Annotated in this window: 16 protein-coding genes; 5 read left to right on the top strand and 11 right to left on the bottom strand. The window is 54.1% G+C overall.

Going from position 1 to position 13,540, the window contains the following annotated elements:
- From ACOOGA_RS00110 to ACOOGA_RS00120, 3 genes are all read right to left on the bottom strand, one after another.
- Complete coding sequence (locus ACOOGA_RS00110) at positions 1-2,085, bottom strand: protein-disulfide reductase DsbD family protein (protein WP_417460748.1); 2,085 nt, start codon at positions 2,083-2,085, stop codon at positions 1-3.
- Positions 2,086-2,171: 86 nt separating this feature from the next.
- Positions 2,172-3,572: a M28 family metallopeptidase gene (locus ACOOGA_RS00115; RefSeq protein ID WP_417460749.1), complete on the bottom strand. Its 1,401-nt coding sequence runs from the start codon at positions 3,570-3,572 to the stop codon at positions 2,172-2,174.
- 58 nt (positions 3,573-3,630) lie between these two features.
- Positions 3,631-3,972 carry a 5-carboxymethyl-2-hydroxymuconate Delta-isomerase gene (locus ACOOGA_RS00120; RefSeq protein ID WP_417460750.1) on the bottom strand — a complete coding sequence of 114 codons (342 nt, stop codon included), beginning with the start codon at positions 3,970-3,972 and terminating at the stop codon, positions 3,631-3,633.
- Between the two features lie 175 nt (positions 3,973-4,147).
- Here ACOOGA_RS00120 and ACOOGA_RS00125 point away from each other — a divergent pair, with 175 nt between their 5' ends.
- Complete coding sequence (locus ACOOGA_RS00125; protein ID WP_417460751.1) at positions 4,148-4,744, top strand: hypothetical protein; 597 nt, start codon at positions 4,148-4,150, stop codon at positions 4,742-4,744.
- Positions 4,745-4,753: 9 nt separating this feature from the next.
- Here ACOOGA_RS00125 and ACOOGA_RS00130 read toward each other — a convergent pair whose 3' ends face one another.
- Both ACOOGA_RS00130 and ACOOGA_RS00135 read right to left on the bottom strand, forming a co-directional pair.
- Complete coding sequence (locus tag ACOOGA_RS00130; RefSeq protein WP_417460752.1) at positions 4,754-5,179, bottom strand: DUF4399 domain-containing protein; 426 nt, start codon at positions 5,177-5,179, stop codon at positions 4,754-4,756.
- Positions 5,180-5,243: 64 nt separating this feature from the next.
- On the bottom strand, positions 5,244-5,606 hold the full coding sequence (locus ACOOGA_RS00135; protein WP_417460753.1) for a cupin domain-containing protein: 363 nt from the start codon (positions 5,604-5,606) through the stop codon (positions 5,244-5,246).
- Between the two features lie 195 nt (positions 5,607-5,801).
- On the opposite strand from ACOOGA_RS00135, the gene def reads away from it, so the two are divergent.
- Positions 5,802-6,398 (top strand): peptide deformylase, encoded by a 597-nt coding sequence (gene def, locus ACOOGA_RS00140; RefSeq protein WP_417460754.1) that lies wholly within the window; start codon positions 5,802-5,804, stop codon positions 6,396-6,398.
- Positions 6,399-6,407: 9 nt separating this feature from the next.
- Here the strand turns inward: def and ACOOGA_RS00145 are convergent, their stop codons facing one another.
- The 4 genes from ACOOGA_RS00145 to rplM form a co-directional block, all read right to left on the bottom strand.
- Positions 6,408-7,001 (bottom strand): aspartyl/asparaginyl beta-hydroxylase domain-containing protein, encoded by a 594-nt coding sequence (locus ACOOGA_RS00145; RefSeq protein WP_417460755.1) that lies wholly within the window; start codon positions 6,999-7,001, stop codon positions 6,408-6,410.
- A gap of 83 nt (positions 7,002-7,084) precedes the next feature.
- Positions 7,085-7,747 (bottom strand): OmpA family protein, encoded by a 663-nt coding sequence (locus tag ACOOGA_RS00150; RefSeq protein WP_417460756.1) that lies wholly within the window; start codon positions 7,745-7,747, stop codon positions 7,085-7,087.
- Between the two features lie 192 nt (positions 7,748-7,939).
- Positions 7,940-8,419 carry a 30S ribosomal protein S9 gene (gene rpsI / locus ACOOGA_RS00155; protein ID WP_417460757.1) on the bottom strand — a complete coding sequence of 160 codons (480 nt, stop codon included), beginning with the start codon at positions 8,417-8,419 and terminating at the stop codon, positions 7,940-7,942.
- A 5-nt stretch (positions 8,420-8,424) separates the two neighbouring features.
- A complete protein-coding gene (gene rplM / locus ACOOGA_RS00160) occupies positions 8,425-8,883 on the bottom strand; it encodes a 50S ribosomal protein L13 (protein ID WP_417460758.1) in 459 nt (152 codons plus the stop codon).
- Positions 8,884-9,171: 288 nt separating this feature from the next.
- Here rplM and ACOOGA_RS00165 point away from each other — a divergent pair, with 288 nt between their 5' ends.
- From ACOOGA_RS00165 to ACOOGA_RS00175, 3 genes are all read left to right on the top strand, one after another.
- On the top strand, positions 9,172-10,182 hold the full coding sequence (locus ACOOGA_RS00165) for an NADP-dependent oxidoreductase (RefSeq protein ID WP_417460759.1): 1,011 nt from the start codon (positions 9,172-9,174) through the stop codon (positions 10,180-10,182).
- Between the two features lie 69 nt (positions 10,183-10,251).
- The gene (locus ACOOGA_RS00170; protein ID WP_417460760.1) at positions 10,252-11,001 is read left to right on the top strand and encodes a hypothetical protein; all 750 of its coding nucleotides are present in this window, start codon (positions 10,252-10,254) and stop codon (positions 10,999-11,001) included.
- On the top strand, positions 10,998-12,140 hold the full coding sequence (locus ACOOGA_RS00175) for a hypothetical protein (protein ID WP_420429277.1): 1,143 nt from the start codon (positions 10,998-11,000) through the stop codon (positions 12,138-12,140). The genes ACOOGA_RS00170 and ACOOGA_RS00175 overlap by 4 nt, the downstream gene beginning before the upstream one ends.
- On the opposite strand, the gene cutA is transcribed toward ACOOGA_RS00175, so the two are convergent.
- Both cutA and ACOOGA_RS00185 read right to left on the bottom strand, forming a co-directional pair.
- Positions 12,137-12,466, bottom strand: a complete 330-nt coding sequence (cutA, locus tag ACOOGA_RS00180; protein WP_417460762.1) for a divalent-cation tolerance protein CutA — start codon at positions 12,464-12,466, stop codon at positions 12,137-12,139. The two genes, ACOOGA_RS00175 and cutA, sit on opposite strands and share 4 nt — an antisense overlap.
- The gene (locus ACOOGA_RS00185) at positions 12,466-13,494 is read right to left on the bottom strand and encodes a COX15/CtaA family protein (RefSeq protein ID WP_417460763.1); all 1,029 of its coding nucleotides are present in this window, start codon (positions 13,492-13,494) and stop codon (positions 12,466-12,468) included. Before ACOOGA_RS00185 ends, cutA begins: the two co-directional genes overlap by 1 nt.
- Positions 13,495-13,540 lie beyond the last annotated feature (46 nt).

Consider the following 13,540-nt stretch of genomic DNA (forward strand, 5'->3'; position numbering starts at 1 on the left):
CTAGCTTATAGCGTCATGAACAGCGCCAGGTGTCAGGATTTCAGGCAGCAATACTGCGTCCTTCGATCCCGGCGCATAATAAAGATAAAGCGGTACGCCTGCGCGGCCATAGTTGGCTAGAACGCCTGCGATCTCTGCATTTCTGTTGGTCCAGTCCCCCTTGAGGACGGTGATACCCTTGTCTTTAAACAGTTGCTGAATATCATCCGTCATCAAGACAACTTTTTCATTCACTTTACAGGTGATGCACCAGTCTGCGGTGAAATATACGAACACAGGCTTGCCCTCGGCCCTAAGGGCCGCCAGGGTCTCCCCTGAGTAGGCGAGCTCTGCTTCGCTGGCCTCGCTCCCGCTTTCCAGCAGGCTGGCCCAGGGTTTGCTGGCAACAAAGCCTATACTGCCAAGAATCACGAGCAGCGCAAAAGCTTTAAGGACTCGCCCCTGCCCTTGTTTGGCAAGCCAAACACCAAAAATGCAAATCACCAGCCCGACCAGCAGCAGGAAGGTCGCAACCGCACCCAACTGCCGATCGAAGATATAAAGAAGCCACGCCGCTGTCAGATACATCGGGAAGGCTAGCGCCTCCTTCATCTTTTCCATCCAGGCACCCGGTTTTGGCATGACCCGGGCCACAGCCGGGATGAAGGCAAGCGCCAGAAATGGCAGCGCCATGCCAACCGCAAGCAAGCTGAAGACGACAAAAACCGTTATAATAGGCTGGGTTAGCGCAAAGCCGATAGCGGGAGCCATCAGGGGCGCGGTGCACGGCGTTGCAACAAGTGCTGCCAGCACGCCCTTGAAGAACGCGCCTTGTGCCCCTTCGCGTGATGCAAAGCCCTGCCCTGCACCCTCAATACCAAGCCGGATATCAAACATGCCGGAAAGCGAGAGCGCCACCAGCGTCATCAGAAGCACCATAAGGGCCACAAACAACGGTTCCTGTAGCTGAAAACCCCAGCCGATGGCAGCGCCGCCCGCGCGTAAAGCCAAGAGAACCGCCACAATCGCCATGAAGCTGACCCAAATACCCAGCGTGTAAGCAACGCCCTCAAACCGGCGTTTGGCTTCGGTTTTATAGTTGGCCGAGATGAACGAGAAGGCCTTCAGCGAGAGGATCGGGAACACACAAGGCATCAAATTCAGGATCAAACCGCCGAGGAGCGCAAAGAGCGCCGCGCGCCACACTGGCATGCTTTCTGTAGGCAAAAGTGTGTCGGTTTTTGTGGCGGCGGTGTGGCGTGTATTCTCCAATGCGATTTTGAGCATCGGGTCGAGCTTATAGGCCGTGGTTTCACCCTGCATGCTTGTCAAAAAAAGCAAGCCATCTGCGGCTTTCGGCGTCGGGGCACCTGCGTCCCGCGGCAGCTCAATCACCAGTCCCTTTTCGCCCCAAAACCAGTTTTGAGGTGTGGCGTAATTCAAAACACCTTCATGCCCCGCAAAAAAGGCCGCCTTTTCGAGCGTTGGCATATCAGCCTTGTCAGCATAAACGGTCAGCGTTGACGACGTTCCCTCAACGCTCAACAGGCCACCCCAATATGGTGGTTCGGGCATTTTGGCGCGCGCATCGCTGAAAAGTAGCGCCTCATCGCCAAGCGACGCGTCGTCTTTTCTAGGCAGGCTGAAGTCAAGTGTACCAAACTGCGGAACACATTCCACCTCACAGATCAGCCATTCGGCTTCCAGTGTGATGGCTGCGCTCGTGTCGCCCGTCAGCATCTCCACCAGCAACACACTCGCGCCGTCATAGCCATAATTGGCAAGCGGCCCTACAGGGATAAGCTTTGGTGTTGGGAAAAGTGGCTCGCTAAAGATCATAGCCTCTGCGTAGCTGCCCTGTTTCCAGTCAAGGATAGGCGCTGCACCGCTATCGCCCGGGTTTTTCCAGTAACTATGCCAACCGTCCCTTGGTGTGATCTCAACCGCCAGCCACTGCCTGTTATAGGGCTTCAGGCCGTCCAACTCGCTGTAGATGCGCAGCGTGCTATGACTGGCTTCAATCTCAGCCAGCGGCGCGGCTTGAACGGTTACGTTCAGCATCATGAAAACGGCAACAGCCGCGATAAGGGATTTCAGCAGACGCACGGATAGCCTCTTTTAAATTGCAGTTGACCAGTGATACCCGAGGATACCACTGGCCGTCATGTCACAACTACGTCAGGAAAGCGCGATTACTCAGTGGCTTCTGGCCTTTCAAACGCGCCCATCGGCCCCGGAAACACAACAGGGCTTTCGAGCCCGTCGTTGGCAACAGAGGCCACACCAAAGAAATAATTGTCGATCACCACATTCTCGAGCGTGTGAGAGCGCGCATCCGCAGGCACAAAATGGCTCCAGCGCCATTGAGCGTCGGTTGTCAGCCGCCAATAGATACGAAAGCCCTTGAGGTTCGCCTGCTGGCGCTCATCACCCGGCACGTTCCAGCTGATGGTGGTTGATGGCTGCACGGCGCCCTCAAGCTTCACGTCGCTCGGGAACGGCGGCGCACCAGCCATCGACGCCAATGTCACCACATTGAGCGATGTCAGCTTCGCGGCATAGTCAAAGTCCACGCCTTCAATCACATCGCCGTAGGCAATGCCGTTTTCTGTACGGATATCCTGATGCTGGCGGTCATAATGTTCGTTGGTTTCCATGATGCGCACACCTGGCCAGCCCGCTTCATTGAACGGCCGGTGGTGACCACCACGGCCAAACCGGTCCAGCCGGTAGATCATCATTACATCAAGGTTGGGGATATAGCCGTCAGCCAGACGGTCGACAAGGCGCGCGATATTACGGCTTGGGCTGTCTACCTCACCGCCGGAAAAACGACGCACCCGCGCTTCCTCTGCGGTTTCAGTGACCCGCGTGCCTTCAGAGAACACCCGTGCCGTGGTATTATTGATGACACCGTTGATGCCCTCAATGTTGCCGATCATGTCGTTATTGAGCACTCCCATCATGCGCCAGCCTTTCTCCCGAGCGTGGCGAGCCAGGATTTCACCGCCGTAAAGGCCCTGCTCTTCTCCTGAAAGGCCTGCATAAACAATCGTGCCGGGGAATTTGGTTTGGCACAGAACACGCGCGGCCTCGATCGTCCCTGCCATGCCGGAGGCGTTGTCGTTGGCACCGGGCGAATCGTCCACACCGTTCAGCGGGTCGGAGATGCGACTATCAATGTCGCCCGACATCATCACAACACGGTCAGGGTCAAGGATGCCACGCTGAATAGCAATCACGCTAACAACCTCGGTGGGTTCAGGGATGCGTTTGCCGGTGACGGTGTCAGCGACGGTGTAAACCTCAAGTTTGGCTTCACACCCCTCAGAGATGCGCTTGAATTCTTCTTCAATCCAACGCCGCGCCGCGCCAATGCCGCGCGTGTCTGATTCTGTGTCGGAAAGCGTATGCCGGGTGCCAAAGCTGACAAGCTTGCGGATATCGGCTTCTATACGGTCTGCTGACACGTCTGCCACCATGCCGTGAAGGCGCTGCACCTCAACCGGCGGGTCTACATGCCCATCGGCGAAGGTTCCGCCTGCAAGCGCTTGAGCCAGAATGGCTGTGCAAGTGAGTGTTTTGAATTTCATCTGTTCCCCCTGGAAGTCTATTCTTTTTGAAGCCCCCACGCTTTAGCGTACCAGCTTTTTAACGTACCACCTTTGTATAAACGGAACGGTCCATGTCACGACAATCAACACTCAGTGATTGAAGCGGCAAATCCAGCCCTTCAATATGGCTCCGAACAGCTTCCGCCAGTGCTTTTTGGGCGGCCTGATCCCTGCCAGACAGCAAATATACTGTAACATGGATAGAAGTGCCGCTTTTGCCACCTACAAGGCTGTGATCGCATGGATATGCACGGACCTTGATATCCTCAGCGCCGAAAAGCCCAGACCCAAGCGCGCCCTCGTGGGCCGCTTGCAATAGGCTGGATATCTCTGTGTGGGCCTCAACGTCCCGGCTGTATTCAACTACCAAATGTGGCATGAGAAGATTTCCCTGTGTGTTGTTTCTTCCGGCATCAGCTTAGGCAGATATCGGAAGCTGATGAAGAAAAAATTTCCACCGCCTATATGCTTGTATCAATGCAATTATGACTTGCGAATACGACGCGACCTTGTAACCTTGCTAAGTGTTTGCTGGTGAGTTATGGGGAGCGCGTATGAAACTGATTGCGGCGGCTATGGCCTTATCTCTCCTCTCAAGCCCAGCTTACGGATTCAGCTCCTTCAGCAATAAGGATGCAGCGTTAGCCAAAATCCCGGGTCTCGTTGAGCTTTGTGGACAAACGCCAACCGCACCAGCAAAGGTACGCGGCAGCTCGCCCCTAAAACCGTTAAGGCGCACCGTCCCCCGCTTTGTTGAAAGTGTTGAGGTATGGCTTGCCTGCGCCGCAGCGATACAAACGCATATCCAATACATCCTCAATGACATGCCCTCAGGTGATGCCAACAGGTTGGTTGTTGCCTATCTGAACACAGACTATGAGCAGCAATACGCAAACCTTAACGCTGAGGTCGAAACATTTGCCGATCGGGTCAATCAAAGCGGAGACTGGCAAATTGTCTCGCCCGTAGTTGAGGATTTGCATAAGCGGCAATGTGGTGGCTCCGAGGAGGCTGAAGTACTTTGTTATATGCGCAGTAAAACCTTCGCAAGCCATCCGAACAAACCTTTGCCGGTGAAACCCGACGGCCCGGTTCACTGGACTCCCGTCACACCCACCAAGTTCACAGAAAGGACAGAGCCTGGCACCTAACGACCGTGATTATTCCACGATCGTGATGGTGATTTTTTTGGATGTCACCGCAGGGCTGTGGGGGATGTGGTTTTGATCGCCCAGAAGCAATTGAAGCGTATGTTTACCGGGGCTCAGCTCTATCGTTGTTTCCGTCTGGCCGCCACCAAAGTGGATATGCTGGTCATCCATCGGGATATTTTCATCAAGCGGCGGCAGGTCGGTATCGATAATCAAATGGTGATGGCCAGTGCCTTCTTTCTCTACCCCAGCAGGTGCGATGCCCATGCCCTTCAAGCCAAAACGAACAGTGATTGGGCTTTTCAGGCTTTCGCCATCCATCGGGCTGATGATGTAGACTTCTGTGCCCGCTGTTGACGGCGTGCCATCATCCGCGAACGCGGCCACTGCCGGTAAAGTGATACCCAACATCAACGCAACTATCAGCCGTTTCATGCCTGCTCTCCTTATCTTTGAATTCCGGTGGGGAGTATTTCACAACCCTCGGCGATTGTCATTATTATCCCATTAATGCAATGACATAGAGCTTTCGGCAATCCTTGATTGTCTCCCAGGTGCCTTTGAAACCCGCAGAAATGGTAAACCTGTCACCCGCTTTGAAGCGGCTTGCGCGGCCGTCGGCATCAACGAGCTCCACCTCGCCTTCTAGCAAGTGGCAAAATTCTTCTTCGTCCGCATAGTCTACATGCCATTTCCCCTTGGTGGAGGACCAATAGCCGGAAAAAAAGCGTTCCGACTTGCTGGTGTAAACGTTTTCGGTCTGTTGTTGCGGACTACCGGAGATCAGCTTTTCAGCTGCAACGGGGCCATTTTCCAACTCTGGGTCGGTATCACGGAAGTTCAAAACACCTTTGGCACTCATGGCGCGCTCCTCTTCATTCGAGAATCAGAAGTGAAATCTGCGCCGAGACATAGCAGCACGCAACAAAAATGTGATCACAAAATGCCACGTATCGCAGAACGGCCTGTTACCGCACGTGAAGTACGTAAAACGGCGCTGGCATTTTTATGATGATGAAGGTATTTCTAGCCGATAATTTTTTGAGGTATCTTTGATATGACCACGCTAAGCCTAGTGACCGCCCCAAACCCAGTGTTCCGGCAGAAAGCCCTGCCTGTTGAGGACGTAAATGACGACATTCGGGTGCTCACGGCCCAAATGCTGGATATCATGTATGAAAACCGGGGTATTGGCATCGCCGCGAACATGGTGGGGCTTTTGAAGCGTATTGTGGTTCTTGACCTGCAGCCTGAAGGCCGCCGTGAGCCAATGGTTTGCATTAACCCTGAAATCCTGTGGCGGTCAGACGCGACCTCAACACATGAAGAAGCGTCGCTCAGCTTTCCCGGCATCTCGGCCGAGATTACCCGGCCTGATGCCATCCGGCTCGCGTATCTGGATATGGAAGGCACGCGGCACGAAATTGATGCGGATGGTTGGCTCGCCACCGTTTTGCAGCACGAGATCGATTACCTTGACGGCAAAACATACCTCGATCACCTATCCAAGATGAAGCGCGACCTACTGCTCAAGAAGATGCAGAAATACATTAAACAGATGAAGAACCACGTACATGGCCCCGGATGCGGTCATGACCATCATCACCATGATCATGGTCATGTGCATGGCCCGGATTGCGGACACGACCACTAGAGGTAAAGATCAGACCTTTGTCATCTTGGGTTGAGGGGGAACATAATCGAAGATGAGGTGATACCTGTCTTCAACTCCCTCGTTCACGACACCGTGGTCGACAAGATTGTTGAGCTCATACGCTTTTCCAACTTCCAGTTTATACGGGTCTCCGTCGATGGTGAACGTGACGTCAGCGTTGGTACAAAGCGGTACATGGATGCGGTGCCCCACAGCAAAAGACGGCGCTGCATCATAGTGTTCCTCAATCATGCCGCCTTTAACAAGATTAGCGACCATCGCCCGGATGATAGCGCCGCCAGGCTTATAGTTTGCAGCGACAACCTTCTCGATAATTGGCATGGCAAACTTGGCAAGCACGTCCCAACCGGGATAACGCGCCAGCCTGATGTCCGGCCAGCCCTCTGAAAATATCATGACGATGGATTTGGTATGGCGATGAATATCGTACTTCTTTTGGCGGATATCGCACAGGTCCCACACTTGTGGGTCCAATGTGTTAACACGCTCAATGAGGGCGCCGCATTCAACCTTGCCTAGTTCCCTGATTGGGACACCAATATCCATTACCATCACCCCGACTTTTGACACAATCGCTGACATTCATCACACTTATGTGCCGCAGTCAACGAAAGTACTAAATCGGGGAATGTAAAGGCGGACCAAAACCCGCCTGTAAATACCCGCTATTCCACCACTGGTGAGAGTGCTATTTCCACCCGGCGGTTTTGCGCCCGGCCTGATGAAGTTTCATTGCTGGCGATGGGGTGCTGTTCACCATACCCGCGAACCACAAGGCGCACCGGGTCAACACCCTTTTGCGTGAGAACGCTGGCCACAGACTGCGCCCGCCCTTGCGAGAGCTGCATGTTATAGCTGTCAGAACCAGTGGAATCGGTATGCCCCATCACGTCCACATAGGTTTTGTCGTATTCGTCCAAAACTAGCGAGACGGAGTGTAATACCTCCATAAAGCTCGCGTTTACCGCCGTGCTGTCGGTCGCAAAGGTAATATTGCCGGGCATGTTGAGGATGATATTATCCCCGTCCCGGACGACCTGTACGCCCGTGCCTTGAAGCTGGCGGCGGAGTTTGGCTTCCTGTTGGTCCATATAAAAACCAACACCACCACCCGCAAGCGCACCGATGCCTGCGCCAATAAGGGCGGCTTTGCGTTTGTTGGAACCCCCGACAATCACGCCGCCCACAGCACCCGCCGCAGCCCCGATGGCCGCGCCAATGGCAGTGTTTGAGACTTTTTTCTCGCCCGTATAGGGGTCAGTTGAGCAAGCTTGCAATACAAATACGCTGCCTAGCAGCGCACAGATAAGCTTAGAGTTCCTAACCATTATTCAGCCCTCATATAGTTGTTTGAGAGCATGCTAGGCGGCCCGGCATCAATGATCTGCCTGATCTAAGTGGGCGACTTATAAAGAAGCGATAAAGGTGTGTGCCCTGCAAAGCAAAAGGCCGCCCCGAGGGACGGCCTTTTGTACTCGATACAGAATTTTTGAATACTCGAAACAAAAACTCGTTTGCGCTTAACGCTTGGAGAACTGGAACGAACGACGAGCTTTCGCGCGGCCGTATTTCTTCCGTTCAACAACCCGGCTATCGCGGGTCAGGAAGCCAGCAGCTTTGAGCGAGCCGCGAAGCTCAGGCTCAGCAAGCTGAAGCGCTTTGGAAATACCGTGCTTTACCGCACCAGCCTGGCCAGAGAGGCCGCCGCCTTTAACAGTTGCAATAACGTCATACTGGTTTTCGCGGCCAGCAACTTGGAAAGGCTGGTTCACGATGAGACGCAGTGTTGGACGTGCGAAGTAAGCTTCCTGGTCGCGACCATTTACGGTCACTTTACCGGAACCCGGCTTCACCCAAACGCGGGCAACAGCGTCTTTACGCTTACCAGTTGCGTAAGAACGGCCCTGATCGTCAACGACAGGCTTGCGCTCTTCAGCAGCTTCCACCACAGCAGCGTCAGCCGCACCGGTGATTTCTTTAAGGTCTTGAAGGTCGGCCATGTCGCTTACCTCTTATTTTTCGGGTTCATTGCGCCAACGTCCAGAACTTCAGGGTCCTGTGCAGTGTGCGGGTGATCACCGCCTGCATAAACGCGAAGATTGCGCATTTGCTGACGGCCAAGCGGACCCTTAGGGATCATACGCTCAATCGCTTTCTCAACCACACGCTCAGGGAAACGACCACTGAGGATCTCGCCTGCAGTTGCAGACTTAATACCACCAGGGTGACCTGTGTGACGGTAGTAAACCTTGTCAGCCATTTTCCGGCCGGTCAGCTTCACTTTTTCAGCGTTGATAACAATCACGTTGTCACCGCAATCCATGTGCGGAGTGTACGTGGGCTTGTGCTTCCCACGGAGAACAACAGCGATGGCCTGAGCCAGACGACCAAGAACTACGTCCTCTGCGTCAACGATCAGCCATTTCTTTTCGATCTCCGAAGGTTTTGCGGAATACGTTTTCATCGCAATTATGCCTCGGTTACCGCCTTTGGCTTTTGTGAGCCGCAGGCCAGTGTTAAAACTAAACGGATGCGGCAAAACAGACGCCGTCATCACATTGGCGCGGAATATAGGCATATTTAGCAAACTGTCAAACGGTTTTTTACATGTGCATGTCGAAATTATCCAATAAAAACAACCATCTAAAAAAGCGGTATATAAATACCCCATATAAATTCGTCATTTCTTGCCGCCTCCCCACCCTCGCCCCATATCAAGGGGGAGCAAAGTTCAAATCAAGGGACCAAAACCATGAGCAACAAACAGATCCTTCTGAGTAGCCGCCCGAACGGCTGGGTAACCGCGGACAACTTCAAACTTGCAGAGGCTGCGGTTCCTGAACCTGCGATGGGCGAGGTCCTGCTTGAGACAATCTACATGTCAGTTGACCCCTACATGCGTGGCCGTATGAACGATGTGAAGAGCTATGTACCCCCGTTTCAGATTGGTGAACCGCTGCAGGCGGGCATCGTGGGCAAGGTTATCGCGTCCAATGGCGGCAAGTTCCCGGTCGGTACTTATGTGACCGGCATGGGCCTTTGGGCAAACTATATGACCACCAACGGCGAAGGGTTCCAGCCGGTTGACCCTGATCTCGCGCCCCTCTCCTACTATCTTGGCATCCTCGGCATGCCGGGCATGACAGCTTATGTCGGCCTCAAAGGCGTTGCTGGCCTCAAGGACGGCGAACAGCTCTTTGTTTCCGCAGCCTCAGGCGCAGTTGGCCAGGTTGTTGGCCAGATCGGTAAGAACATGGGCTGCCATGTAGCAGGGAGCGCGGGCACTGACGACAAGGTCGCATACCTCAAAGAGGAACTCGGCTTCGACGCTGCCTTCAACTACAAAAAAGATGATGTTTACAAGGCGGTGCGTGACAGCAACCCCAAAGGCATTGACGTATATTTTGAGAACGTAGGCGGCCCTGTGCTTGAGGCCGTGATCAACAATCTCAACTTCAACAGCCGTGTGGCGCTCTGCGGCATGATCTCGCTTTATAACGCTACGCTGGACGATATGCCCCCCGGCCCCCGCAACCTTGCGGTTCTGGTTGGCCGCAGCGTCAAGATGCAGGGCTTTATTGTGTTCAACTATCCTGAGCTCTGTAAAGAATGGATTGGTGTTGGCGCTGGCTGGCTTAAGGAAGGCAAGCTCAAGTACCGCGAAAGTGTGGCTGAAGGTGTTGAGAACGCACCGCAAGCCTTTATGGATGTGCTGAAGGGCAACAACTTTGGCAAGCAGGTTGTTCGCCTTTCTGACGCCTGATATCATCTCGCTTATAAGCTGGTCGGCGGACGGCGCCGACCAGCATTATATTAGGCGAGGAAACAACCGATGACACAACACCGGTTCTTATCTGCATCGACACTTCGGAACCTCCTTCTGGCACTATCCTTCCTTGCCACTCTTCACGGCCCCCCCCTCAAAGCGAATGATGCGGCGGCCGAGGCAAACCGCACCAAAGAGACGATGATCGTTTCTCCCGACAGCCCTGCCCTCGCGATAAGGTTGGCTGACGACGCTCTTCACATGATTGGCAGGCACCCGATTTCAATTGACAACAAGGCCGCCGGTGAGAGAATTGTGTACGGCGAAACCGCAGGGGAAGAGGTCAAACGCCTTTTCATCGTTCAGTTTGAGGCCTTCCACGCCGACAATGATGAAACCTATAATTACGACCTTACAAAAAGCCCTGAGGTTGCAGGCTATCGCTGGCGCAGCAATGCATACGCCTTTGATATGGTTGCCTCACGAAGTGAAAACCCGGCTGGCGAGGCGGCTGGCACCGCGGCGCTCCTGGAAAAAAACGAGTATACCGTTCCTCAAGACTGGCTGATGTGGCGTTCGCTCACCATCACGGATGACAGCCGCAAAGGGGAAGTGATCCTCTTTTATATCGAGTTTGGCCGAGACCACGGCATGACCCTCACGGATATCTATGCAGGCGACGATGAAACTCCTGCCTGGCAGGAATTTCAGAAAGGGCTGGAAAGCCGTGCCAATGCCGCTTTTGAGCTGGCCCAAGTCCTTGACGGCATACCCAACACAGACGCCTGGGCCCATATTCCCGTCAGTGCAGAATGATGCGCCACAAGAAAAAACTGCTCACGCTCACGATGCTCATCATCGCCTCGGGCTTTGTTTTTTGGCCGGGTTTCAAACCAAATTTCGTCCATCCCCCTACCCTCCACCTTACTCAGAGCGAAAGCTTTGGTGAGAACGTGGGGGCCGGTAATGTTGTGGGGATCGAGCCGGTGATGGAACCGCTTGATTATGCAACGGCCGAGCGCTTCAAAGCCAAGATTTCTGGCTACATGGATGCCGCACGCGCCAAAGGTTGGTTCACAGCCGATACCATTGTGCTGCTGCCTGAGCATCTGGCCACCTGGCTGATAGCAACTGATGTGGGTAGTCGCGTCTATAGCGCGGAGGGCACCACGCTACCGCTCTTGCGCCTGCTGGCGAGTGAACCTATTGAGGCTATCAAAAGCCTTTTTATCTTTGATGACGGGGACCCTTGGGCCGCAGCGCTGTTCCGGTCTCGCGCCGGTGTGCTCTCTCGCAACATTGAAGATGTATTTGGCGGCCTGGCGAAAGAGTATGGCGTGACGCTCATTGCAGGTTCCGCCGCACTGATGACGGCTGGTATATATGATGAGGGCCTCTCATACGGGCATGGGCCCATCTTCAATGCGAGCTTTGTGTTTGGCCCTGATGGTAAACCGCTTGAAGACGCAGTGCGCAAAAGCCACCCTATCCTGGCCGAACGCGGCTTCATCACACCCTTCCCGGCAAAAGCGCAGCCGGTGTTTGAAGGTGCCGGCCGGAAATTCTCTGTGCTGATATGTGCCGACAGCTGGTTTAACGATACATTTGAGGCAGGCAATAAAGCAGAAAGCAGCCTTGTTCTGGTTCCAGCCTTCCTTACCGGCGCTGAGTGGCAAGCACCGTGGGGTGGCTATATAGGCGATCAACCCGAGCATGATGCGTGGATAGTAGATATTGGCCAGATCACCGAAGGTGAAGCCTGGATCAAATACGCCATGCCCGCCAAAGCCAAAACATACGGCGTCAAAGACGGTATGACCGTTTTTCTGAAAGGGGATCTATGGGGTGAGCGCGGCAATGGCCGCGCCCTTATCCTTGAGCATGGAACACTGCATATAGGGGCTGCAGGCCTCCGAGATGCCGCGATCTATAATCTCTGGCTGCAAGCGCCCTAGAGGCCTACCTGTCTGCGCACCCACTCCAGATAATCCTGATTAGCGCCAACGATAGGTGTTGCCGTAATACAGGGCACTTCATAACTGTGCATTTCTTTGATGCGCTTAATCGCATCTTCAAGCTTGCTGACATGTGTCTTCATGAAAACGGTAATCTCGTTGTCCAGCTGGATAATACCGTTCCACTCATAGATCGAACGCGTTCCCGCGTTCACGTTCGCGCAAGCTACAAGCTTTTCTTTCACCAGCGCCGTTGAGATATGCACAGCAACGTCTTCGCTTTCCGCCATCACATAAATGGTAACAAACTCGTGGTTCTCACTCATCAAACCGGTCTCCCCCTAAGTAGATGCATTAAATATAAAGTTGCAGCCAAGACGACGGCACCGCCGCCCTGGTGGGCTGTACCCCACGATACCGGCACTTCCAAGAGAAGCATCACGATACCGAGTGTCATCTGCATGACGACAGTGGCCACAAGAAACGCTGCCGCCCTTCTCACCGCTGGTGTGGCGTTGCGTGCCGCTAGCACAATGCCTATCACCAATACGGACAGGATGTAGGCACCAATCCGGTGATCAAACTGTGTGGTTACGGCATTGTCGACAAAGTTCCGCCACACCGGCTCCATGGTCGTCAAGCCCTCTGGCATGAAGCTATCGCCCATCAAAGGCCATGTGTTGAATATATGCCCGGCTTTCAGCCCCGCAACCAGAGCACCCATCACAATTTGCAGTACGAGCGTGAGTGCAAACACGTGAGACAGGCGCTTTAGCAGTTTGGGGCCGCCCTCTGCCGTTGGTCTTAACAGCGAAAGCGCCGTCCAGAACAAGGCTGCAAATATCAAGAGCGCCAGCGATAGATGTGCGGTCAGGCGGTAATGGCTTACAGCAGGTTCGTCAACAAGGCCGGACTTGACCATATACCAGCCGAGCAAGCCTTGCAGCCCGCCCAGTATAAACAGCACCGCCAGGCGCGGCTTATAGCCCTCAGGCACCCGCCCCTTGGCCCAGAACCAGACCATCGGCACAAAGAAAAACAGGCCTATCAGACGCCCAAGCAGCCGATGCGCCCATTCCCAGTAAAAGATGCCTTTAAAGTCATCGATGCTCATGTGGTAGTTTTTGAGCTTAAACTCCGGGCTTGTCTGATATTTGGCAAACTCGGCCTGCCAAGCCTCATCACCAATCGGTGGCAGCACGCCAGTGACCGGGCGCCAATCCACGATTGACAAGCCGGATTCCGTCAACCGCGTTGCGCCCCCAACCACCACCATCACAAACACGGTGAAGGCCATAAACAGCAGCCAAATGCCGACGGCACGACGGTCTCTATCATTCGTCTGGATCATCATGGCGCTGTGCTAGCCTTTTCCGGTTCCACGGGCAAGTGTTTGTGCA

It is taken from the genome of Kordiimonas sp., from assembly GCF_965216265.1.
Taxonomy (GTDB): Bacteria; Pseudomonadota; Alphaproteobacteria; order Sphingomonadales; family Kordiimonadaceae; genus Kordiimonas.